Source organism: Bacillus cereus group sp. Bce041, from assembly GCF_052646455.1.
Genome location: NZ_JBQXON010000003.1, coordinates 158821 through 182563, shown reverse-complemented (window position 1 = coordinate 182563; position 23743 = coordinate 158821). Strand labels below are relative to the sequence as shown.

Below are 23743 nucleotides of genomic sequence, written 5' to 3'. Positions count from 1 at the left end.
GGAGAGTTTACATGATAGAAAGTAAAGTTGTAGATTCTATTCCAACTTTGAATGAGAATGATTGTCAAATATGGTGGGCAAGAATTTCGGATTTACAATCATGGCATTACAATTTACTAAATGATATAGAGCGAGAGAAAGCAAATTCGTATCATCATTCGGCAGATCGAGCTCGTTTTATAATAGGTTGCGTAATAAGTAGATTAGTTCTCGGTAAGATACTTTCTATGTCACCAGTCCAAGTACCAATTGATCGAATGTGCTCAGTATGTAAAGTGCAGCATGGAAGACCACAATTACCAGAAGGTATGCCGCAATTATCCGTTTCGCATTCAGGTGAGTGGGTTGTCGTTGCTTTTACAAAATCTGCACCTGTTGGCATAGATGTAGAACAAATGAATCCAAATGTAGATGTTATGAAAATGGCAGAAGGTGTATTAACAGACATTGAAATAGCGCAAGTTATGAAACTGCCAAATGAACAGAAAATAGAAGGATTTTTAACATATTGGACTCGAAAAGAAGCGGTGCTGAAAGCGACAGGTGAAGGACTAATGATTCCGCCAGTACATATTACAGTATCAGCTCCAAATGATCCTCCAAACTTGTTGGTTTTTAAGGATAGACAAGAGTTATTAAATAATACAATGATGGAAGATGTAAAGCCTAGTTTAGATTATAGGGCCTCTGTTGCAATATTCAGTAAGGAAGTAACTGAAATTACGCAATTAGATGCGGCAGCACTTTTAAATCTTAAATAAAAAAATTATAGAAGAGGTGTTCCTCATGTTAGTAGCGGAAAATAGAAAGAATGAATTCACTTATAACGTACAAGCAATTAAAAATATTTTATTTTCTGGAGATACATCATCTATTCATGCTTTAGAAAAGCTTTTAAATGATACAGTTCAGTTTGATGTTCTTGAACAAGAGGCACTTGGTAGACAGTACATTCCGAAAGAAGCAAAGAATTTCTTTGATAAAGATGGAACATTTCTTTACCGTGTATCTAATGTTAGTTATAAAGGCAAGGTGTTATCTGAAAATCTAATTTTTGCAGACACTTCGTTTTTACCGGACGCAATAAAGAGTGAATTAGAGAGTGGAAATATTCCTGTTGAAAAGCTTATAGAAAAGATGGAAGTAAGAAGAAATGTATTATATGAAGGATATCAGCCATCTGGAAATATTATCGAATTGTTTGATGGATGTTCTGTTACAGCGAATGTGTATCCAACTAGAAAGTATCAAATTGTAAGTAAATGCAAATGTGTATTTTATATTTGTGAAGTGTATCATGCAGAGAATATAAAGCAATTGCTTAAATAAAAACAAGAAACCAGCCTATAAAATGGCTGGTTTCTTGTTTATTTAACAGCTTCTTTTAATTCTTTACCTGCTTTAAATGCAGGAACTTTACCAGCGGCGATTTGAATTTCTTCGCCAGTTTGCGGATTACGTCCTGTACGAGCAGATCTTTCGCGCACTTCAAAAGTTCCAAAACCGATTAGTTGAACTTTATCTCCAGATTGTAATGCATTAGCAATTGTGTCAAATACGGATTGTACAGCTGCAGAAGCGTCCTTTTGAGAAATATCAGCTGATTGAGCTACGTTTTTAATTAATTCTGTTTTGTTCATGTTTTCACCTCATAAAAAAATTTTTGGAATGAATGTTTTAGTATAATAGATAGTAAAGATAAAGCTATCACTATGATTAGATAGAATACTATATAATTATGTTAATTTCGTTGCAAGAGACTGAATCCCTTCTATTATTTAGGGATTAATTAAGAATCGATGCATATAAAAAGCTTTAGTATGAGGATGAGGGGGAGTATATGAATGATTTTTCGTGAAAAAAATGAGAAGGAAAGTATATTAATTCGTCAACATGACCATGGTTTTTTAGCTGGAGAGATTGCAAAACATATAAAAGAAGACTTTTTTGAAAGTAAAACATATTTAAAAGAAACAGTTGATGCAATATATGAGCATGACAGAGGATGGATAGAGCTTGATAAAGTACCAATTTTGAATGATGCTAAAAATATTCCATATACATTTATGGATTGTCCAAGCCCATTACGTTTTGTTTTTTATACGATTGGTTTGAATGAAATTGAAAATTCTAATCCATACGGGGCATTGCTTTGTAGTAAACATTTTTTATCATTTCCACTAAACGAGGAAGATGAAGAGATGATGTCATTTTATAAACATGAATTAGAACGACAAAAAAGAATCTTGAAAACGTTAACAAAAGAACAGTTTGCGATGTTCGATAAACATTATAAATTATTAAAGTTTTGTGATGAACTTTCTTTATACGTATGTATGAATAAGCCTGGTGTCAAAAAGAAAGATGAAATTGATTTATTTAAAGATGGTTTTGAAGGAACAGAAATGTTTAATAGTGAAGAGGAGAAACTTATTCAAGCTGAATGGGTGGACGAGGAAACAATTCGGATTACACCATTTCCATTTCAAACGGAATTTTATACGTATGTAAAATATAAAACGATAAATAAGCATGAAATGAAAGAAAAAGGGATTGCAAAGGCTGATAGAGAATCAGAAATGAAGAAACAAACCATTCGTTTCATACAATAAGGAGGTAATATAAATTGAAAGATTATATATTAAAACAGTGTGATTATCATGCTTGGGCCAATACAAGATTATTCAATCGATTAAAAGAGTTACCAAACTATGAGACGATTTTTAATGAGCAGATACAGAGTGTATTCCCATCCATTAAGGATACTTTTGTGCATATTTATATTACAGATCAAGTGTGGTTACATATATTGCATGGTAAAAGTATGAATGAAGCAATACAAGACCGAGAAGATTTACGAAAACAAATTGAAACTAAATCGTTACATGAATTAGAAAAAATGTTTGAAAACATGGCAAATCAATATAAAGATTTTTTAATTACAATACAAGATGTGAATGCTGTATTTGTTATTGAGAATCCATATGTAGGGAAATTAGAAACTTCGATTTTAGAATTAGTGCAACATGTCGTAAATCATGGTACATATCATAGAGGAAATATAACAGCGATGATCCGTCAACTTGGTCATTCGTCGACAATGATGGATTTTGTACTGTATTTACATATGGTTAAAAAGCAGGGAGAGTAATATAGTTTGTAAGAAGGAGAGGCTTTAATTATAGAAGTCTCTCCTTCTATTTTATTCCGCATTCATGGTAGATCGACTGATTAAAGTTTTCTTAAGAAGCTTTATTTTCTTGTAATTGCTTAGCGTATTGTACAGCCTTATATGCATTGACTCTACCGTTTTTCCAGTACGTACCTGTACCACTAATTTTATCAGAAGTTGACTCAATAATTTGGCGAATTTGTGTATTACTATATCCTTGATTTGCTAAAAGAGCAGCGACTCCTGCAACATGAGGTGTTGCCATAGATGTACCACTTAATGATTGATACGTGCTTCCTTTATATGTTGAATATATATTTGAACCTGGTGCTGCAACATCTACCCAGCTACCATAAGTAGAGAATGAAGATTTTCTATCTGATTGATCTGTAGAACCAACTGCAATTACTTCGCTGTAATAAGCAGGGTAATTAGCTTTTGTATTTCCAGCATTTCCAGCAGCTGCAACTATAACAGAGCCTTTATTCCATGCATATTGAACGGCTTGTTGTAATGCTGTACCACCATTTGGAGCTCCTAAACTTAAACTAATTACTTTTGCACCCGAATCAGCAGCTTCTCGAATACCTTGCGCTACAGCATCAAGAGTACCACTTCCTTGATTATCTAATACGCGGACAGCATAAATTGAAGTTTGTGGGGCAACACCAGCAATTCCGACGCTGTTATTCGTAAGTGCTCCAGTAATTCCAGCGCAATGTGTACCATGACCATTACCATCATCAGATGTATTGTCGTTATCAACATAATCATGCCCGTAAATTACTTTCGAAGCCAGATCAGGGTGTGAGCCTTGAACTCCTGTATCAATAATAGCTACTTTTACACCCGGATCACTTCGTTGGCTATCCCAAGCTTGTGGAGCTTGAATCTTTTGTAATCCATATTGATTATTAAAATATGGGTCGTTTGGAGTCCAAAAGGCGTGAACGTAATAATTTGGTTCTGCATATTCCACATCTGGATTATTTTTATAACTCTTTATTTTTTCTTTTACAGTACCTTTTGAAAATTGTACGACTTCAAAACCTAACTTATCATCTTTAGATAAGACATTAGCTCCGACAGATTTATGAAAAGATTGCACATTACTTAAAGATGCATTTTGTTTGAACTTAACGATTAATTGGTTAGGAACATAATCAGTAGATGATGTTTCAGCACTTGAAGTATTCGTGTTAAAGAAGAAACCACCAATAATAAATGATAAAACAGATAGGAAAACAATGATTTTGTTTTTCAAAAGATTTTTCCTCCCTTTTCTTGGATGAGTTTTTCAGCGACACTTTAATGTCGCATTCCTTTTCAACTATATAGTTAGACCATACGATTTATGACATTTATGTGAAAAACTTTTGGAGGAATAAAAAGGAGTAAATATTGATATAAATATATTTTTAATGATAGTAATTAAGTAAAAGAAGGGATGAAAAAAGGAATGCTCATCATGTATGAGTCATTCCTTTTTTCATAGATTAACTTGCCTGTTTTTTATTATTTTCTTTCAATTTCTCTGCTTGTAAAAAGCGATTCGTTTCAGCAACAACAATACTACTTAATCCAATCAGACCAATCAAGTTTGGAATTGCCATAAGTCCATTTGCAATATCAGCAAATGTCCATACGATTCCTAGCTTTAAATTAGCACCAATTGCAATCATGAAAATAAAGATTGCTTTATAATATTTAACTGCACTTTCTCCGAATAAATAAGCTACACATTTTTCTCCATAATACGACCAGCCTAAAATAGTAGAGTAGGCAAATAAAATAATTGCGATACCGAGAATCATACTACCAGCAGTACCGAATACAGATTGGAATGCAAGTGTTGTAGCCTCAACACCAGTTTTACCTGATTTCCAAGCGCCTGTAGTAATTAATACTAGTCCTGTAATTGTACATACAATAAACGTATCTAGAAAAGTACCAGTCATTGAAACTAAAGCTTGCTTTGCAGGCGAATCGGTTTTTGCCGCCGCCGCCGCAATTGGTGCACTCCCTAAACCAGCTTCGTTCGCAAATACACCACGCGCCATTCCGATTTGGATAGCTGATGCAACTGTTGCCCCAATAAAACCACCAGCAGCTGCTGTACCATTAAATGCACCAGAAAAAATAAGTGAAAATGCTTCTGGAATTTGGTCGTAGTGATAGAAAATAATTATAAGACCAGCAATTATATAAAAGAAAGCTTTAATAGGAACGACATATCCCGTCACTTTCCCGATTTTTTTTACACCGCCTAAAATAACAATTGCGATTAAAAATGACATTACTATACCAGTTAAAGCAGGAGGGAAAGAGAAATTAATTCGCATTGCCTCTGCAACTGAGTTAGATTGCACCATATTACCAATACCGAAAGAAGCAGTTGTACCAAATATAGCGAATAATATAGCAAGCCATTTCTTACCTAAACCACGCTCTAAATAATACATTGGTCCACCTGAATATTCACCATTTTCATTACTAACACGATATTTCACTGCAAGTATTGCCTCTGCATATTTTGTTGCCATACCGAATAAAGCGGTAATCCACATCCAAAATATTGCACCAGGACCACCAATTGTAACCGCTGTTGCAACACCGGCTATATTACCCATACCAATCGTTGCGGCCATAGCTGTCATGAGTGCTTGGAAGTGACTAATATCTCCAGAAGAAGAAGTATCTTCTGATTTTTTAAACGCTAGTTTGTGAGCGTATAATAGTTTACTAAACTGTAAACCTTTCAAACGCACTGTGAGAATGATACCTGTTCCAACGAGTAGCAACAAAGTTGGTAATCCCCACACGTATTGATTTAGTTGTTCTAATACTTTACTTACTGTCTCCATCTTTATTCTCCTTTTTTAGAAAAAATAAAAACCACTTCAAGTAAATGAAATGGTCTCTGGAGAAACAAGGGATAGAAAAATAAACCGATACAATCGGCTTTTTCTTTCGCTTGTCTCTGTCCTTTTACCTGAGAGATTATCCGCTAAAGTAGCGGATTTGCTCCTTCGGTGCTCGTTTTCCTCCGCGCTCTATGAAAGCGAGAGGGAGTCTCTCCAGAGATTCGTCCCCATGCAGTTCTACTTGTAACCAAGACCTGAGAGTTTCAAAGTTGGTATAACAACTTTTTGCCCCGTCGGTAGATCAATAGACCTTCTCCTGAATGGTTCATCCGAATTATAAAATTTATAAACACATTGATTGTAAATCAATAAAAACATTATAGACATACAAATTGTGAATTGCAATCATTTTTTATTTTAAAATAGTAAATAGTTTTATTTTTTTGTAAGTCCTAATTTATCTTCAACTTCATTTAAAGTAGATAAAGCGATGACAATATGTTGATCCGCAAGTCCTAAAGCTTGTTTTGTTTTTTCAATAGTTTCATTGGTTGAAGTAGAGTTATTTGCTCCGTCTATAATCAAATTTGCTGCATTTTTCATGAAATTTGATGCGGATTTAAACTGAGTTGTGAATTGAAGTAGTTGTTTTTGTATATCTATATCTGTTATGTTTTCTTCAATTTTAAGCGTGTCTATTTCGTTCATAATTGTTTCGTACTGTTTGGAAACAGCACTCATTGTAACTAATAGTTTATTTCGATCTACTGAATCTCCATTCGTGTTAATCTCTTCCCAGGCAGGTAACCAATCTTTTTCGATGATGTCATTATAATGAGTAGTCAATTCATGAATTTTAGGTTGTAATTTCGTTTTGAAAGTTTTTGTCTCCGCTGTTTCTACAGTTGCTTTTTCGTTGTTATTTTTAACATTAGTAACATAGAAAATCGTACCGAAAATGATGAAAATAGAAATAACAACTGTCCATTTAGTAAAAAGTAATTTCTGCAATATGTAACGCCTCCAAAATTTAAAAACTTATAATTATAATATATAACAATAATGTTGTTTAAAGTAGAGAAAATAGGTTAGAAATAATTTGAATTATGTCTTTTCTATACATGAATAATTAAATTTAGTAAAATGATGAAAGTTATATGCGAGAAGAGAGGGTTTTTAGTGAAAATGAATAGAAGAAAACTGGTTTTAAGTATTTCAATGGCTATGTTATTAGTTGGTTTATTTGCACTCATATATGTAGACAAAGAATCTAAAATTAAAGATTTTCCAGTGCCAATGTCAGCAATCTATATTAACGATGATAATGAAGAGGACTATCAATATATAAGTGTAATGCCTATTACAAAAGCAAATGGATGGGAGAACTTAGGGGAAAACGGGCATACTGTTAGTTTTAAAAAAGGGGAAAGGAAGGTAGCAGTAGTACATTATCCGGGAGAAATTACGTATTATTTATTTGAGAAAAAGATGAATAAGGGAGATTAGCTAAAGATGTAATTCATTAAGAGTTACATCTTTTTTTATTCTGAATCATTTGAAATTAAATTCGATAGATGTTTTGATAGATGTAGTGATAAATATGATTAGTTCTATATGTCTATAAAGAGTATTAGGGTGATTATAAAAATATTATGTGAACTAATTATTGTGAGAAGAAGATAAATTATATGCTAAAGGGGGAATTAAAAATGTTACTAAAAACAATCTACTGTAAGGTGGAAGAAGAGAAAAAGAAATTGTTTTCAAATGCGCAAGAAAAATGGAGTGATATACGGCATCTAGATGGTTTTCATGGACAATTTGGTGGATGGTATGAAGATGAGGCATGTGTATTTACTTTATGGGAAGATAGAAGTACATATCAATCATTTATGAATGGTGCTCACGATACAATTTATTTAAATAGTAATCAAGAGGATACGTTTCTTTCGTGTGAAATTGAATTATTTCAAACGTTGTATGATATAACTGATACGCATTTGAAAGACGTTGTTACAGAAGGATCATTCGTAAGAGTTGCTATATGTGATGTAAAGGTGGAAAAGGAAAAGTATTTTTTACAGAAGCAAGAAACAATTTGGAATAAAGGAATGGAAAAAGCAAAAGGAATGTTAGGTGGAGTAGTTGGGAAGTCTTTAAAAAATGAAAATCGTTACATAGTGTTAACGTATTGGAAAGATGAACAGACGCATCAAAATTATGTGGAAGAGATTTTCCTAGATTTATATAAATTAGCTAATATTCATGAAGATATAGAAGAGATAAAAGGAAAACAAGCTGTATGTAAGGAAGAATGGCTTGTATATTAAACGCTGAAAAAGTGTATAAATGAATGTATAATAAAGATATTTTCTTATAAACAAGTAATTAATAGAAGACGTTATATACCCTTTCATGTTAATATATTTAAGTTATAATAGGAGGCTTACCCTTTTGTATTGTACGGTAGAAGCAGTGTGAGCTTGAAATTTTTTTAGAAAAGGATGTGCCTAATTTGCGTATCAATAAATTTATTAGTGAAGCTGGAAAAGCGTCTCGACGTGGAGCGGATAAACTAATTAATGAGAGAAGAGTAATTATTAACGGTAAGGTTGCAAAAATTGGTGACCAAGTGAACCCAGGTGATGATGTACGAGTAAATGGAGAGCAGCTTCGAATTGCTCGAGATCACGTATATATCGCTTTAAATAAACCAGTAGGTATTACATGTACGAGTGAAAAATCAGTAAAAGGTAATATTATCGATTTAGTGAACCATCCTTTACGAATTAGTCACATTGGACGTCTTGATAAAGACTCAGACGGTTTAATTTTGTTAACGAATGATGGTGATATTGTTAATGAAATTTTACGTGCTGAAAACAAACATGAGAAAGAATATATCGTTTCAGTAGATAAGCCAATTACACCTGATTTCTTAGAGAAAATGGCAGCGGGTGTTAAAATTTTAGGAACAAAAACGCTTCCTTGTGAGGTTACACAGTTATCAAAATATGAGTTCCAAATTATTTTAACACAAGGGCTAAATCGTCAAATTCGCCGTATGTGTGAAGCTTTAGGTTATCAAGTATACACGTTAAAACGTACGAGAATTATGAATATTGAATTGAATAATTTACCGGTTGGGCAGTGGAGAGATTTAACAAAGAAAGAGAAAAGACGTCTATTTGCAGACTTAAATTACGAACCACAAGATTGGTAAAATTGTGAAGTGAAACCAAAAAAATTTGGTTTCACTTTTTTAATTAAATAAATAATTTTTTTAAACACTTGCAAAAATAAAATGAATAAGATATATTAAATAACAATAAATGGATGTTTTACAAAAAGCAAAGAAAAGGACACGAGTTATTTTACCCGGTTATACAGAGAAGGAAGGAAAGCTGAGAACTTCCTAACGCAGAAAAATAACTTACCACCTTAGAGCTGAACTAGGGAAATTAAGTATCTAGTGCCGTGTATGCGACGTTATCGCAAAAGAAGCCATTATGTTTTTTGTGATGGGAATCTGGGTGGAACCACGGATATAAGCATATTCGTCCCTATATTTAGGGATGAATATGCTTTTTTGCATTCAATTTCATAATAAGCGAAGAAAAGGACACGAGTTATTTTACCCGGTTATACAGAGAAGGAAGGAAAGCTGAGAACTTCCTAACGCAGAAAAATAACTTACCACCTTAGAGCTGCACTGGGGAAATTAAGTATCTAGTGCCGTATAAACGACGTTACCGTAAAAGAAGCCATTGCATTTTGTGATGGGAATCTGGGTGGAACCACGGGTAAAAGCACGCTCGTCCCTATGTTAGGGATGAGTGTGCTTTTTATTATGAAATGGAGAGATGAAAAATGAAAGAACAAATGATTGAAATTAAATTTCCAGATGGTAGCGTGAAAGAATTTGTAAATGGAGTTACTTTAGAAGAAATTGCGGGATCCATTAGCAGTAGTTTGAAAAAGAAAGCAGTCGTGGGGAAAGTAAATGATGGATTATATGATTTACGCCGAAAGATTGAAGAAAATGCGGAAGTAGAAATCATTACTATAGATTCAAATGAAGGTGTAGAAATTGCAAGACACTCTGCGGCACATATTTTAGCGCAAGCTGTAAAAAGATTGTATGGTGATATAAATCTTGGAGTAGGGCCTGTTATTGAAAATGGATTTTATTATGATATGGATCTTCCAAGTAGTGTAAACGTAGAAGATTTACGGAAAATAGAAAAAGAAATGAAAAAGATTATAAATGAAAATATAAAGATAGAACGAGTTGAGGTTTCTCGAGAAGAAGCAGCAAAACTGTTTCAAGAAATGAACGATCGCTTGAAATTAGAACTTTTAGAAGCAATTCCTAGTGGGGAAAGTGTAACACTATATAAACAAGGTGAATTTGTAGATTTATGTAGAGGACCACATTTACCATTTACAGGTTATTTGAAAGCATTTCAATTAACTCACGTTTCCGGTGCATATTGGCGAGGTGATAGTAATAACCAAGTGCTTCAGCGCATATATGGTGTTGCATTCTCTTCTCAAAAAGAATTAGAAGAGTATTTACATTTCGTTGAAGAAGCAGCAAAAAGAAATCATCGTAAGTTAGGCAGTGAGCTTGAGTTATTTATGTTTTCTGAAGAGGCTCCGGGAATGCCATTTTATTTACCGAAAGGACAAATGATTCGTAACGAATTGGAAGCATTTTTAAGAGAAATTCAAAAAGAGTACAATTATCAAGAAGTACGCACTCCGTTCATGATGAACCAAGAAGTATGGGAGAGATCAGGGCACTGGGGACATTATAAAGATAATATGTATTTCTCTGAAGTAGATAATAAAAGTTTTGCATTAAAACCGATGAACTGCCCAGGGCACATGCTTATGTTTAAAAATAAATTGCATTCTTATCGTGAATTACCGATTCGTATGTGTGAATTTGGTCAAGTACATCGCCATGAATTTAGTGGTGCCTTAAACGGATTATTAAGAGTACGTACTTTCTGCCAAGATGATGCACATTTATTTGTAACTCCAAAACAAATTGAAGATGAAATTAAATCAGTAATGGCGCAAATTGATTACGTATATAAAACTTTTGGATTCGAATATGAAGTAGAGCTTTCTACTCGTCCAGAAGACTCAATGGGTGATGATAAATTATGGGAGCAAGCAGAAGCAGCATTAGAAAATGTATTACAATCGCTAAATTATAAATATAGACTAAATGAAGGTGACGGTGCATTTTACGGGCCGAAAATTGATTTTCATATTAAAGATGCTTTAAATAGAAGTCACCAGTGCGGAACAATCCAGCTTGATTTCCAAATGCCAGAGAAATTTGATTTAAATTATATAGATGAAAATAATGAAAAGAAAAGACCAGTTGTTATTCACAGGGCAGTTTTAGGGTCATTAGATCGCTTCTTAGCAATATTAATTGAGCACTTTGGAGGTGCGTTCCCGGCATGGGTGGCACCAGTTCAAGTGAAAGTAATTCCAGTTTCAAATGCAGTACATGAACAATATGCCAATGAGATTGCACTTAAATTAGCACAAGCTGGAGTTCGTGTTGAACAAGATGCACGAGATGAAAAATTAGGATATAAAATAAGAGAAGCACAAATGCAAAAAGTACCGTATGTTCTTGTTATTGGAGATAAGGAAATGGAAAACGGAGCTGTAAATGTACGTAAATATGGGGAAGAGAAGTCAGAAGTTATTGCACTAGATGTATTTGTGGCAACTATTGAAGAAGAAATAAAGAATAGAAAATATTGATTGTAAAGAAAACACACTATTAGAAATTAGTGTGTTTTCTTTTTTATCTTACAAAAATGTAAGGTAAATGTAAGCGAAATCGAGGGAACGAGTTGTAGAAAAATGAGAATATGAAGTAGGAAATAGGTTCATGTTACAGGTGTAACTCTTATTGAATGAATAATTAAAAAAATCTTAAGGATTTACATGACAAAATAATAAGAAATATGTGAGAAATTAATTTTATACAAAAGGGATGGAGTGAAAGAGATGTCAACAAATGTAGTTACTGTAGAAAGTGTAGAAAAAACGTATGGAAAAAGAAATGAGAATCAGTCAAAAGCATTAAGGGGTGTATCGTTAAGTATTAAAGAAGGAGAATTTGTCGGGATTATGGGTCCTTCTGGGTCTGGAAAAACGACTTTACTTAATGTGATAAGTACACTTGACCAAGCGACAGGTGGTAGTGTGACGATAGCTGGTACAAATATTACTTCTATGAAGGGCAATGCGTTATCTGATTTTCGCTCTCAAAAATTAGGTTTCATTTTTCAAGATTTTAATCTACTAGAAAACTTATCAATTTATGAAAATATAGCTTTACCACTTTCTCTGCAAGGCGTACCATCAAGTGAGATTACTGGAAAGGTAAATGACGTTGCGAAGAAATTAGGAATTACTGAAATTTTAACAAAATATCCAACTGCTGTTTCTGGTGGACAAAAGCAAAGAACAGCGGCGGCAAGAGCTTTAGTACATAATCCAGCAATTGTATTAGCAGATGAACCGACAGGTGCGCTTGATAGTAAAAACGCAAAAAGTTTATTAGAAGCAATGCAAGATTTACATGAAAATCACAATGTAAGTATTTTGATGGTTACACATGATGCATTTAGTGCAAGTTATTGTGAGCGTATTTTATTTATTCAAGATGGTCTTCTTTATAAAGAATTAAATCGTCAAGGCACTAGAGAGAATTTCTATCAAGACATTTTAGGTGTGCTCGCTCATATGGGCTCAGCTGCTGAGTCTAAGTAGGGGGCGAAACTATGTTATTTAAATTATCACGTCATAGTATGAAAAAAATGTTAAAAGATTATATGGTTTTACTTATTGGCCTCGTTATTAGTATTAGTATTTTCTATATGTTCCAAACGATGGCGATGAATAGCGAATTTACGAAAGATAATAGCCTAATTAGTAGTATTAGACTCGTCTTTTGGGTAGGTGCAATACTATTATCTTTCATTACTGTATTTTATATTATATATGCCAACTCTTTCTTACTCACGTTAAGAAGAAAAGAACTCGGTATGTACATGATGCTTGGTGCAAAAAAGAAAAAAGTAGCACAGTTATTATTTATTGAAACATTCGGTATGGGTATTGTCAGTATTATTATCGGTATTTTAGTAGGGATGTTACTTGCAAGTGTAGCAGGAAACTTTTTAATGAATGGAATGGAAATTTCAGCAAAAGGTAGTTATGCATCTGTATACACACCAGCAATTTTAGTTACAGCTATTTTCTTCTTAATACTATTTTTCATTACTGGCTTAATGAACAGTGTCCGATTGTTACGTAAAACTGAACTAGAGTTAATTCGTGAAGATGAAACACTAGATGAAGTAAAGAAAAGTAAAACTCGCATTATTATAATGACAGTACTTGGTGTATTACTAGTAAGTATAGGGTACTATTTTATGATCAATGTAAAAATATATGCTGAATTAGGTTTTATTATAGCAACCATCGTTACAACACTTGGAACATATTTTATCTTTAGTTCATTACTCCCATTTTTTGTGATGAAAATTAAGGGGAATAAAAAACGAAATGAAACTGGTCTAAATAGTTTTACATATGCACAGCTACGCTTTCGAGTAAATAGTTTATCGAGAGTATTAGGTACTGTAGCGATGTTAATTGCATTAGGCGCAGGTGCGATGACGGCAGGTATGGCTTTCCAAAAAAATGTAGGTATTATGACAGACTTTTCTCGTGTATATGATGTTGTAATTCATGATCCGAATGATCAAGACAAAGCTGCCTTAAAAGAAATGGAAATTGTTGAAGAAAGCAAGTACAACTATAAAGTAGATGGAGAAGCGGTTTATTATTTACGTAACGACTTAACTGCGAAACCACCACTTGTTTCAGACCATTTTGATACAAAAACGTTAAAAGAGCCTGTTCGTAAACGTGTGACTGAACCTTTAACTGAACCTGTATATTCAGCTTTAGAGGCTCCTGAATTAGCAAAATTCCCTCGTATGCCAAAGGATTGGGAAGACGCAGTTGTAAGAGAGATACAAATTACGCATAATCAATTTAGCGGAAAACCAGTAAGAATTGCAGACGAAGAGCATTATAAAGGAATTCAAGGAACAGAACACACTGTAACATTAGCAAAAGTAGATGATATGAAAAAATATAAACCGTTATTGATCGAAATAGACAAGAGACAAAAAGCACAAATTGAAAAAGCAACAGGTGAAAAGGTAGACTTATTTACGAAAATGACAATTTATCAGTTTATGAACAGCTTCATGAGCGGAACAATGTTTATGGGATTTTTCCTCGGAATTGCCTTTTTAGCAATGATGGCGAGTTCCCTTATGTTCAAAATATTAACAGGTGCTTCTCGTGATGTACGCCGTTATGAAATGTTACGAAAAATTGGTGTGAGACGCAGTATGCTAACGAAAAGTATATATAAAGAAATTTCATATTTATTTATCTTCCCAGCAATCATTGGCATTTCTCACGTTTTAGTAGGGCTTAACTTATTCAGCTTTATATTAGTTGACCCGTTTGTAAAAGTGTGGGTGCCAATTGGGATATTCTTAGTCATTTATTTCATCTATTACTGGATAACTGTTCAACTTTATAAAGGTATGGTAATGCCGAAAGAAGAGGTAGCTAAATAGTTTATCCCGCTATTTGCCAGGCAGCCCGATTGGTGAGGGCTGATTAAAGTTTTATTTTATGAAAAGAGTCCTTGTTTTGAAAATAGGGGCTCTTTTTTATGTTTTTTATAAAGAAGGAAAAGATTGGATAATGGTCGAAAAATATAATGTAACTTCCAAGAAATGACTAAAATAATACTATTTTGTCGAGAGGAAGGATACGAAGTATGAAAGAAATGCTACAGTTATTTCGCAACAAAGTGTATGCACGTTTTTTCTAGCAAATATTTTAGAGCGACTCGGTTCTATGATTGCTGGAATTTCTTTAATGTTTTACTTGTTAGATCAATACGGAAAACAACCAGTTTACGCAACGATGACAAAAATTATGATTGCATTACCTGCATTAATCTTTTTTCTATTAGTAGGGACAGTAGTGGATCGATTTGATAGACAACGTATTTGTACAGTAAGTAACATATGTTGTTCGCTCTGTAATATTGGAATCCTAATTTCGCTTTATTACGGGATGATTATACTTGTCTTTATATTTTTATTTTTGGAAAATGCATGTATACAATTTTCCTCTCCATCAGAACAATCGATGATACAGGGAGTAGTTGAATCAGACCAATATGGTGCAGCAGCGGGTATTAATCAAATGGTAAATAGTTTGTATGCTTTATTTGGTGTAGGAATTGCAACGATGGTGTACTGAACTTTTGGAATTTACGGGAGCATTTTAGTAAATACGCTCACTTTTATTATGAGTGGTATTTTGATTCAAACAATCTCCATTCCAGAAAAAGTTTGTTTACCAAATGGTAGAACAAAATGGAAAGAAGTTAATTTGAAGATGTTAATAACAGAGTTTAAAGAAGGGATTAGGTATATATACCTAAATGAAACTTTTAAAAAATTACTTTTGGGATTTATCGTGTTTGGTTGATTATTTTTTGTTACGTGTTTATTCCAAGCTATTTTACTAAGTGGGAAAAAGCGAATTCAAGGTATGGTTGAAGAGGTTTGTTTTTTCTGAATATTCTTTTTTAAAGGGGTGATAGTTATGTTGATGCGAACTGCTAAGTGGTGTGGGATTACTTGTTTACAATTATTCGCTACAATTCTATGTATAATCTGTTTAGGTGCGCTCCCTCGATTATTTAAGGGATTACAAATTGATTTAATTGGTTTTTGGAACACGATTGTGTTTATTGGAGGAAAGTTACTCCAACCTTGGGAAATTACATATGGATTTCGAGATTCGAGGAAATTATTTCCGCAAATATGGATTCATTATTTAGAGACAATGTTTGTATATATTTCGGCATTTTTACTGTCATTACTTATTGCGTATGTTCTCGTTGTGTGGGTATTACAACGGTCTCAATCAAAGCAACGAATGTGGAATGGGATTTTTGTCGTACTTGAAAGCATCCCAGATATTTTAATAATTTTATTATCGCAACTTCTAGTCGTAATAATCTTTCAAAAGACAGGCTTTATGCCAGTAAAACTAGCGGGGATTGGGGAGGAAAGGGCTCGCCTATTGCCAATAATATGTCTAACTTTGCCTACAACACTATTATTTATTAAGCTACTACTATTACGTTTCAGAGAAGAATTAGAGAAAGATTATAGTATATTTGCTAAAAGTAAAGGGCTTAGTTTACGACATATTTTAACAAATCATATTTCAAGAAATGTTTTGTTAACAACAATCTATTATGCAAAAACAAATATTTTATTTATGTTATCAAATTTATATATTATTGAATGGATATTTAATACGTACGGTATGTTTGTTTTTGTAAAAGAAAATTCGAAATTAGAAATATTTACAGTAAGTTTAATTATATTATACGTACCGCTTTTTATACTATTTCGTTTATTACATACGTTTTTACAAAATGTAATAAAGGAGCGTGTTTAGCATGTGGCAAGTTGTAAAAAGAGATGTGAGATTTTGGTTTGGTGTTACTTTTTTAAGCGTACTTATGATTGTTAGTATTGGAAATACTTTATTTTTCGATGGGAATATCCGTGAACTTACGATGATGTATAACGAAAAAGGAGAACTAGAGGCTGCTCCATTTTCACCGTCGAATAAATTTTGGTTCGGTAGTGATGAGAAAGGACGCGATCTTTTCCAGCTAATAATAGAAGGAGCGAAATGGACAGTTGGTGCGAGCGTAATTATAGCGATTCTACGAGTTATAGTTGGAGGAGGTATTGGTTTGCTTCTTGGTATGTATAGCAAACGTTCTTTTCCAGTTATAGCATCTTTTTTTGATCCGTTCAGCATTGTACCTATGGTTATGATTTCTTTTTTTGTGTTAAAGGAAGTTTTAGTGTTTGAAAATGGGACAGTACCAGAGCCGTTTCATTTAAGGGTAATATTTCAAATGGTTATCCTTACATGTTTAGCGGTACCAACAATTATGTTATATACAGCGCAGGAAGTCCGTCGGATAAAAAGAGAAGAATTTATGATGGCAGCAACTGTGCTTGGGGGCAGTAAATGGCATAGAGTGAAAAATCACGTATGGCCACACGTATTACCATCATTTTTTTTACTTGTTGCTCAACAATTTGTGAGTACTTTATTACTTCTCTTGCATCTTGGCTTGTTAGAGTTATTTTTTGGCGGAACAATTATCTTTGGTACAGAGGCAGATAGTGTAACAAAAGAATGGACCGGCCTAATTGGTCAAAACTTCCGTCATTTAACTACTCATACATGGATTGTACTTATACCGATTGCTTTTTATAGTATGACAATTTTAGCTGGAAATCTAATTAGTAATAGCATGCAAGATGCGATTAAGTTAGGAAATGTGAGAAAGCTAGAGAGGGAAAGTAAAGAATTACAAGTAGAGAAACAAGTACAACTAACTATGGATGACTTTTCTTTTTATAGAGAGATACAAAAATAAAAAAGATAGCTGAAGACAAATTGTTTTCAGCTATCTTTTTTCGCTTAAAGTGGTGGTAAATCAATCTTACCTTCTTCAAATAATTCTTTTATCATATGTTTCGTATAACCAGCGGCTTGACCAAATGTGATTTTTGCTGGCATTGGTGCTTCGTTAGCATCTACAACTACATCAATAATACATGGTTTATTTTGTTTTACTGCATTTTGGAAAGCGGGAAGTAGTTCATCTAAATTCTCAACACGGTATCCAATACCTCCACACGCCTCTGCATATTTTGCAAAATCAGGGTTCGTTAAGTCTGTTTCGAATTCGATATTACCCATAACTTCTTGCTCGAATTTAATCATCGCAATTTTATTATTGTTTAATACGACGACAACGATTGGTAATTTATATTTTACAGCTGTTACGAAGTCATTCATCGTCATTCCAAATCCGCCATCACCACAAACTGCAAATACTTGTTTATCCGGGAATGCAATTTTTCCAGCAAGAGCACCAGGTAAACCGCAACCAAGTGTTGCGAGCCAGCTAGAAATGACAAATTGCTGGTTTGTCATACGGAAGTGTCTTGCGGTCCATACTGTTACATTTCCGACATCGACTGATAGAATTGCGTCATCATGTGCTACTTGCTGCAGAGCATGCATAACGCGTTGTGGTTTAATTGGAATGGAAGAGTCTTCTTCTTGATCGTGTAATTTTTCTTCCCACTTTTTCATCATTTCTTGGTGATGTTCTAAGAAGGAATGGTCTGTGTGTTCTTCAACATTTTCAATTAACCATCGTAATGTTTTATCAGCATCACCAGCTAAACCAATATCTGTCGCATAACGTTTCCCGATTTGGGCAGGATCTGTATCGATATGAATTGTTTTTGCTTTTTCAGGTAAGAAGCCGGTGAACGGATAAGAAGTACCGACCATAATTAAAGTATCTGCATGCTTCATTGCTTCATAAGAAGGTTTCGTGCCAATCAATCCTAATCCACCAATACAAAGAGGGTGTTCATCAGGAATAATTCCTTTAGCTGGCAATGTAAGTACGATTGGAGCACCAATATGTTCTGCCAATGCAAGTAAAGATTCTCTCGCATGTTTCGTACCTTTTCCAGCTAAAATAACAGGCTTTTTCGCTTCATTAATTGCGAGTTTTGCAGCATCTAAATCTTCTTCTTGAGGAAATAAATCAGGTAATGTAAAGGAAGTATTTGTAACTCGAGCACCACTTTTTACTTCGAATTTCGGAACATCATCAGGAATTGTAAGAACAGAGACCCCTTTTTTCGTATAAGCCATTCGAATCGCTTGATTCACGACAGCAGGTAGCTGTTCTGCTGACATAATACGCTGGTTATAAACCGCAACATCATCAAACATTCTTTCTAAATTTACTTCTTGGAAAAAGTCCGTTCCAAGTAAATCGGTTTCTACTTGACCTGAAATTGCTAGAACAGGGGCTTTATCGAGTTTCGCATCATATAAACCATTTAATAAATGAATAGCACCAGGTCCTGCAATTGCCATACAAACGCCAAGTTTTCCTGTTAATTTTGCATAGGCAGCCGCTGCTAATGCACCAGCTTCTTCATGGCGAACTTGAATGAATTTAATTTTATCTTGTTTTTTTCTTAAAGCTTCAATGATAGAATTGATGGAATCTCCAGGCATACCGTATATGTGTTCTACTCCCCAGTCAATTAATAAATCAACTAATGCTTCACTGGCTGTTTTCCCAAACATAAGTGTTCCTCCTTATAATAGGTAGATAACATTATGTTTTGGATAAAAAGGAAAAATATACAAATAAGAAAATTTATCTGGTTATTTGTAATCTAAGAATCAGTGTGGGAGGAACAAAAGTTTTACTTTAGCAACTTTAATGATGACCAGCGAATAAAGTGAACACTGTTATTAGTAAAAAACCACTAGTCGCCCACATTAGAAATGTAAGGAAAGAGAGCTGTTTCTTAGCTTTCCAAAGCATTTCATGAATTGTGACATATCCAAGTGAACCAATAGCACTTCCCATAATGAGCCCTTGCAGGTGAAGAGCTTTTCCTTCCATCAAAATGCCAAAAACTGTGCCAGTACCGAGAATAAGCGAAAGTAATAAAGTCGTTAATAAAAAGGAAATATATTTATGTTTTGTAAAAAGAAATGGAATAATTAAAGCTAATCCTTCTGGAATATGGTGAACGACAATTGCTATTAAAAAGGGAATGGCAGAGTCATTATGATTTATAAAAGCTGTACCTAACGCAAATCCACTAGGTATATTATGAATAAATATAGCGAAAGAGAGAAAAAGGAAGGTTTGCCATGCTTGTTGATCTTTTTTATGTATCATTGGATGGTGACAATAGTTATCTAATAAGCTCATAACTAAAATACCGATGGCTATACCAAGTATAGGCCCAATCATTTCGTAGCTTGAAAATGTTTCAGGAATAATTTCAAGGGATAAAAGCCCAAGTAAAATTCCGCCACATAATGCGTATAAACGATGCATCTTTTCTTCAATGAGTTGGCGTGTTGCTACTCCAACAGCACCGCCTAATAGTAATCCACCAAATGAAAAAAACGTAACAATCATTGGAATCCATAATCGTTCCATAGTATCACACTCCGATTCTTCCACTTATTTTTAGCTTACGAAAAGGAAAGTTAGAATAGTCCAAGTAATTGTGTTTGAGTATAGAGAAAAAAGTAGTGATTCGTTATAATCTATATATTAAACTTAAGTGAGGAAATGAAAAGGGGAATTGGTTATGCAACAAATTAAAAAAATAGGAAACTCATTTTGGTATATGACACCTGTTTCTGAAACAGATAGACCTATCTTAGGAATGGTCGTTGGACAAGAAAAAACGTTAATGATTGATGCAGGGAATTCAGAAGAACATGCACAATTATTTTTAGAAATGTTAAAAGAACAAAATGTATCGAATCCAGATTTCGTAGCACTAACCCATTGGCATTGGGATCATATTTTTGGATTGCCTGTACTACAAGATGCATTGTCTATTGCACATTCTGAAACGAAAAAAGAGATGCGTACACTTGTTTCTTATGAATGGACAGATGAAGCTTTGGACGCACGCGTAAAAGAGGGTACTGAAATTGCATTTTGTGCGGATTGCATAAAAAAAGAGTTTGAAGAAAAAGCGAGAAATATTAACATTATTCCTCCGACCTTAACGTTCCAGAATCAAATGGAATTAGATCTTGGTGAAGTGACATGCGTGTTAAAACATGTGGGCGGAGATCATGCACATGATTCAGTTGTTATTTACGTGAAAGAAGAAAAGATATTATTTTTAGGAGACTGTATATATGCAGATATTTTTTCTTCGAAGTGGAACTATACGACGAAAAGAACGTTTGCATTAATAGATGAATTAGAAAAATTTGATGCTGAGACATATATTCTTTCTCATGGGGAAGCGATAAATCGAGAGGAGTTTTTACAAGAGATTCGCATGTTAAAAGCAGTAGGAACTTATACAGAAGCTCATAAGGGCGATGAAGAGAAGATAAAGGCAGCGTATAAACAAGAACTAGATAGAGAATTAAATGAAGATGAGTTAGAAACAATAACTTATTTTGTCAATGGTTATGAAATGAATAATCAATAAGACACTACATTAATCCAATATAATTAAATTGCACAAAAAGAGTATTGAAATTTAATTCAATACTCTTTTCAATAGTTAAATATGTAGTTTCAACTAAATTCTAAATATAGGGGTTCATCGTCTGAAGTGATTTTATTCTATTTATTTTTCGTATAGATAGTGGTTCAAGTAGAAGCTTTCTTTGCTAATTCAGTAATATATTCAAAGAATACATCACGTTTTACATCATAAACGACATTTACAGGTCGTCCATCAGCAGTTTCCTCTGTACGTCCTTGGCTTGGTCCGTATGTATGAACGATACTATTAATTGTTTCAGTTTTTGCAAGGTTAGTGTTTCCGACAAGCGCGGTAGTTAGTACATCCCATAAATAGTAGGTAGAGTTCGTTGAGAAGTGAACGAGAGGGGGAACCATTGCATAGCATTGACCAAGGAAATCCATACCAATATACTTTCGTTCTTTTGCCCATTGTTCACGTATGTCTATAGTTAACGGAACTTGGTTTGTACTTTCTAGTGTCACTAAGTCGATTTTAATTTTTGCATCCCATACACGAGCCACTGCTTCAGGGTCCCAAAACGAATTCCACTCAGCTGTTCCATCATGCTCTGGTTCATGTACATTGCCTGCTGTAAGAAATGTACCACCCATCCAAACGAGACGTTCAATTTTATCTTCTATGATGGGAGTTTCATATAATGCACGAGCAAGGTCAGTTAGGGGCCCGGTAAATAATAAACTTGTTTTTCCTTCCGTTTGTAGAAGTGTTTCTATTAAATGGTGATGTGCAGGCTTTGCCACCACGGGTGTTACAACTTTTCCAGACTCATTTAAAATTGGTAGAGCATCTACATAAAATGCATGCATCCGCCAGTCTTTTGGAAACGGGTTTTGCCCGCGAGAGTTTGAAGCGGCTACTGCAATATTACCTTTGCCGAAGCGATCAATAATTTTACGACTTGCAGACATTGCGGGTTCTAAATAGCAGTCTGCTGGGATAACAGATACACCGGTAAGTTCAACGTTTTCCATTTGAAGTAATAAAAATAATGAAATTAAATCATCTACGCCGCCATCATGATTGAAGTACACTTTTTTCTTCATTGTAATCTCCATCCTATATGATTTAGTTAGAAATTAAATATGAATTGAGGAGAAGTCATCAATAATTTCCACCACTTCAATTTCTCCATTAATCAGTAGCTCAGGAAGTTCATTTCTAATATTTCCTTTCCAATACTTTCTAGCTTGTTCGATTTTTTGAGAAAAAGGAATACCATCTTCTTTTGGTAAAAGATTCCCGTCACCTTCAAAAGAACTTCCGATTACTCGTAGTTTAACAATCTGTAAAACTTCTCGATTGTAAGAATCAAATAATGCTTTCCATTTTAAAGCATCTTCATAGCTTTTTGCAGCGTATAAACAAGATAACCTGGAAGGATATTCAGGGAATTCTTGTAGTCTAACCATTTCTACAATGGTTTCTCTAGCTGCTCTAATTGTTTGATCCATATAACTTATAACTACTTTAGCATTTTCATTATTTATATGTAATTCGTCATTTTTATAGTGATTATTTAAAATTTGTATGCCATCTTCACCATTAGCATTTAATGTTCTCTTTCAAAAAAGAAGTGATATAGAGTATTGTGTTGATTTTTGTTAAAAGGAATCATTTGTCCGATATGCATTTTTTTCCTTGTTACGATGTGATATGCGTAAAATTCTGTTTCATTCATGGTTATCCTCCTAGTAATAATGTAATGCAATGTTAAATTTAGTAATTCAACATTGAAATATATAAAACCTTTATAAGTAAAAGTGAGAATTTGAGTTGAAAGTAAAGAAAATACATGAAAACGTTTTAAATTTGTTCACAAAATGTTCACTTACGAAGGGGGTTCCAATGTCGATATAATGACAAAGACTCAAAGAGAGAGGATGATGAAATTTGCCAACAACAAGAAAAGAAAACCTCCAATTTGGCATGATGATGTGCCTTGGAATGGTTATCGTAATGACGTTTTACAATTTACTAATGAATGAAACAGGAGGACCAATTTATATTAAAGAGATTGCATTAGAACTATTAATTGGCTTTATTATTGCGCTATTAATTGAAATAAGTATAGTTGGACCTTGTGCGAAAAAAATTGTATTCATGTTGCCATTTGATAAATCTAAGAAAATAAATATTATCGTTGCGATGGCGACAACTATGGTAATCGGAATGGTGTTCTTTATGTCATTTTTCGGTATGGCTATGATGCATTTACATGGTGGACTACAAGGAGCTTCATTTGTTTCAATTTATTTTTCGATTTTTATTAAAAATTTCATAATGGCATATCCATTACAATTAATTATTATGGGACCGCTTGTACGTTTCTTATTTGCAAAGTTTGTTATGAAAAAGAAATCTTTTAATGTAGCGTAATTTTCATTTAT

Annotated in this window: 21 protein-coding genes, 2 pseudogenes, 1 riboswitch and 2 other annotated features; of the genes and pseudogenes, 15 read left to right on the top strand and 8 right to left on the bottom strand. The window is 33.7% G+C overall.

Annotated elements, in window-relative coordinates:
* The first annotated feature begins 11 nt into the window (after nucleotides 1-11).
* On the top strand, nucleotides 12-761 hold the full coding sequence (gene sfp / locus ACUN13_RS12490) for a 4'-phosphopantetheinyl transferase Sfp (protein WP_000573004.1): 750 nt from the start codon (nucleotides 12-14) through the stop codon (nucleotides 759-761).
* 25 nt (nucleotides 762-786) lie between these two features.
* Nucleotides 787-1329: a hypothetical protein gene (locus ACUN13_RS12485; protein WP_000959125.1), complete on the top strand. Its 543-nt coding sequence runs from the start codon at nucleotides 787-789 to the stop codon at nucleotides 1327-1329.
* Between the two features lie 38 nt (nucleotides 1330-1367).
* Here the strand turns inward: ACUN13_RS12485 and ACUN13_RS12480 are convergent, their stop codons facing one another.
* Nucleotides 1368-1640: an HU family DNA-binding protein gene (locus ACUN13_RS12480; protein WP_001043905.1), complete on the bottom strand. Its 273-nt coding sequence runs from the start codon at nucleotides 1638-1640 to the stop codon at nucleotides 1368-1370.
* A 204-nt stretch (nucleotides 1641-1844) separates the two neighbouring features.
* Here ACUN13_RS12480 and ACUN13_RS12475 point away from each other — a divergent pair, with 204 nt between their 5' ends.
* Both ACUN13_RS12475 and ACUN13_RS12470 read left to right on the top strand, forming a co-directional pair.
* A complete protein-coding gene (locus ACUN13_RS12475) occupies nucleotides 1845-2612 on the top strand; it encodes a DUF3891 family protein (RefSeq protein WP_000577296.1) in 768 nt (255 codons plus the stop codon).
* Nucleotides 2613-2626: 14 nt separating this feature from the next.
* Complete coding sequence (locus tag ACUN13_RS12470) at nucleotides 2627-3151, top strand: DinB family protein (RefSeq protein ID WP_000656267.1); 525 nt, start codon at nucleotides 2627-2629, stop codon at nucleotides 3149-3151.
* 91 nt (nucleotides 3152-3242) lie between these two features.
* Here the strand turns inward: ACUN13_RS12470 and ACUN13_RS12465 are convergent, their stop codons facing one another.
* From ACUN13_RS12465 to ACUN13_RS12455, 3 genes are all read right to left on the bottom strand, one after another.
* Nucleotides 3243-4436 (bottom strand): S8 family peptidase, encoded by a 1194-nt coding sequence (locus ACUN13_RS12465; protein WP_000790938.1) that lies wholly within the window; start codon nucleotides 4434-4436, stop codon nucleotides 3243-3245.
* Between the two features lie 232 nt (nucleotides 4437-4668).
* Nucleotides 4669-6036, bottom strand: coding sequence for an alanine/glycine:cation symporter family protein (locus tag ACUN13_RS12460; RefSeq protein ID WP_000451037.1), 1368 nt, complete (start codon nucleotides 6034-6036; stop codon nucleotides 4669-4671).
* Between the two features lie 106 nt (nucleotides 6037-6142).
* Nucleotides 6143-6263: riboswitch (glycine riboswitch) on the bottom strand.
* Between the two features lie 208 nt (nucleotides 6264-6471).
* Nucleotides 6472-7047, bottom strand: coding sequence for a hypothetical protein (locus tag ACUN13_RS12455; RefSeq protein WP_033696325.1), 576 nt, complete (start codon nucleotides 7045-7047; stop codon nucleotides 6472-6474).
* Nucleotides 7048-7179: 132 nt separating this feature from the next.
* Between ACUN13_RS12455 and ACUN13_RS12450 the strand changes: the two genes are divergently transcribed.
* From ACUN13_RS12450 to ACUN13_RS12410, 9 genes and pseudogenes are all read left to right on the top strand, one after another.
* Nucleotides 7180-7542, top strand: a complete 363-nt coding sequence (locus ACUN13_RS12450) for a hypothetical protein (protein WP_127063937.1) — start codon at nucleotides 7180-7182, stop codon at nucleotides 7540-7542.
* Between the two features lie 203 nt (nucleotides 7543-7745).
* Nucleotides 7746-8366 (top strand): YdbC family protein, encoded by a 621-nt coding sequence (locus ACUN13_RS12445; protein WP_137396827.1) that lies wholly within the window; start codon nucleotides 7746-7748, stop codon nucleotides 8364-8366.
* Between the two features lie 185 nt (nucleotides 8367-8551).
* Complete coding sequence (rluF, locus tag ACUN13_RS12440; protein ID WP_001222171.1) at nucleotides 8552-9259, top strand: 23S rRNA pseudouridine(2604) synthase RluF; 708 nt, start codon at nucleotides 8552-8554, stop codon at nucleotides 9257-9259.
* Nucleotides 9260-9380: 121 nt separating this feature from the next.
* Nucleotides 9381-9604 (top strand) — a binding site (T-box leader).
* Between the two features lie 36 nt (nucleotides 9605-9640).
* Nucleotides 9641-9862: a binding site (T-box leader), on the top strand.
* A gap of 44 nt (nucleotides 9863-9906) precedes the next feature.
* Complete coding sequence (gene thrS, locus ACUN13_RS12435) at nucleotides 9907-11829, top strand: threonine--tRNA ligase (protein WP_098771458.1); 1923 nt, start codon at nucleotides 9907-9909, stop codon at nucleotides 11827-11829.
* 249 nt (nucleotides 11830-12078) lie between these two features.
* Entirely contained in the window at nucleotides 12079-12846 is a 768-nt protein-coding gene (locus ACUN13_RS12430; protein WP_000106426.1) for an ABC transporter ATP-binding protein, read from the top strand.
* An 11-nt stretch (nucleotides 12847-12857) separates the two neighbouring features.
* Nucleotides 12858-14738, top strand: a complete 1881-nt coding sequence (locus ACUN13_RS12425; RefSeq protein ID WP_063245809.1) for an FtsX-like permease family protein — start codon at nucleotides 12858-12860, stop codon at nucleotides 14736-14738.
* Nucleotides 14739-14944: 206 nt separating this feature from the next.
* Nucleotides 14945-15663 (top strand): annotated as a pseudogene (locus tag ACUN13_RS12420) (MFS transporter); the annotation flags it as partial.
* A gap of 120 nt (nucleotides 15664-15783) precedes the next feature.
* A complete protein-coding gene (locus tag ACUN13_RS12415) occupies nucleotides 15784-16650 on the top strand; it encodes an ABC transporter permease subunit (RefSeq protein WP_445423803.1) in 867 nt (288 codons plus the stop codon).
* A 1-nt stretch (nucleotide 16651) separates the two neighbouring features.
* Nucleotides 16652-17653, top strand: coding sequence for an ABC transporter permease subunit (locus ACUN13_RS12410; RefSeq protein WP_000267877.1), 1002 nt, complete (start codon nucleotides 16652-16654; stop codon nucleotides 17651-17653).
* 44 nt (nucleotides 17654-17697) lie between these two features.
* On the opposite strand, the gene ACUN13_RS12405 is transcribed toward ACUN13_RS12410, so the two are convergent.
* Both ACUN13_RS12405 and ACUN13_RS12400 read right to left on the bottom strand, forming a co-directional pair.
* Complete coding sequence (locus tag ACUN13_RS12405) at nucleotides 17698-19398, bottom strand: pyruvate oxidase (protein ID WP_322356397.1); 1701 nt, start codon at nucleotides 19396-19398, stop codon at nucleotides 17698-17700.
* 136 nt (nucleotides 19399-19534) lie between these two features.
* Nucleotides 19535-20272, bottom strand: a complete 738-nt coding sequence (locus ACUN13_RS12400; RefSeq protein WP_000440626.1) for a ZIP family metal transporter — start codon at nucleotides 20270-20272, stop codon at nucleotides 19535-19537.
* Nucleotides 20273-20426: 154 nt separating this feature from the next.
* Here ACUN13_RS12400 and ACUN13_RS12395 point away from each other — a divergent pair, with 154 nt between their 5' ends.
* Complete coding sequence (locus ACUN13_RS12395; RefSeq protein ID WP_001186119.1) at nucleotides 20427-21293, top strand: MBL fold metallo-hydrolase; 867 nt, start codon at nucleotides 20427-20429, stop codon at nucleotides 21291-21293.
* A 164-nt stretch (nucleotides 21294-21457) separates the two neighbouring features.
* Here ACUN13_RS12395 and ACUN13_RS12390 read toward each other — a convergent pair whose 3' ends face one another.
* Together ACUN13_RS12390 and ACUN13_RS12385 are read right to left on the bottom strand one after the other, a co-directional pair.
* Complete coding sequence (locus ACUN13_RS12390; RefSeq protein ID WP_445423802.1) at nucleotides 21458-22411, bottom strand: nucleoside hydrolase; 954 nt, start codon at nucleotides 22409-22411, stop codon at nucleotides 21458-21460.
* A 21-nt stretch (nucleotides 22412-22432) separates the two neighbouring features.
* Nucleotides 22433-23034: pseudogene (locus tag ACUN13_RS12385) on the bottom strand (DUF2441 domain-containing protein).
* 212 nt (nucleotides 23035-23246) lie between these two features.
* On the opposite strand from ACUN13_RS12385, the gene ACUN13_RS12380 reads away from it, so the two are divergent.
* Entirely contained in the window at nucleotides 23247-23732 is a 486-nt protein-coding gene (locus tag ACUN13_RS12380) for a hypothetical protein (RefSeq protein WP_001143404.1), read from the top strand.
* The last annotated feature ends 11 nt before the right edge of the window (nucleotides 23733-23743 follow it).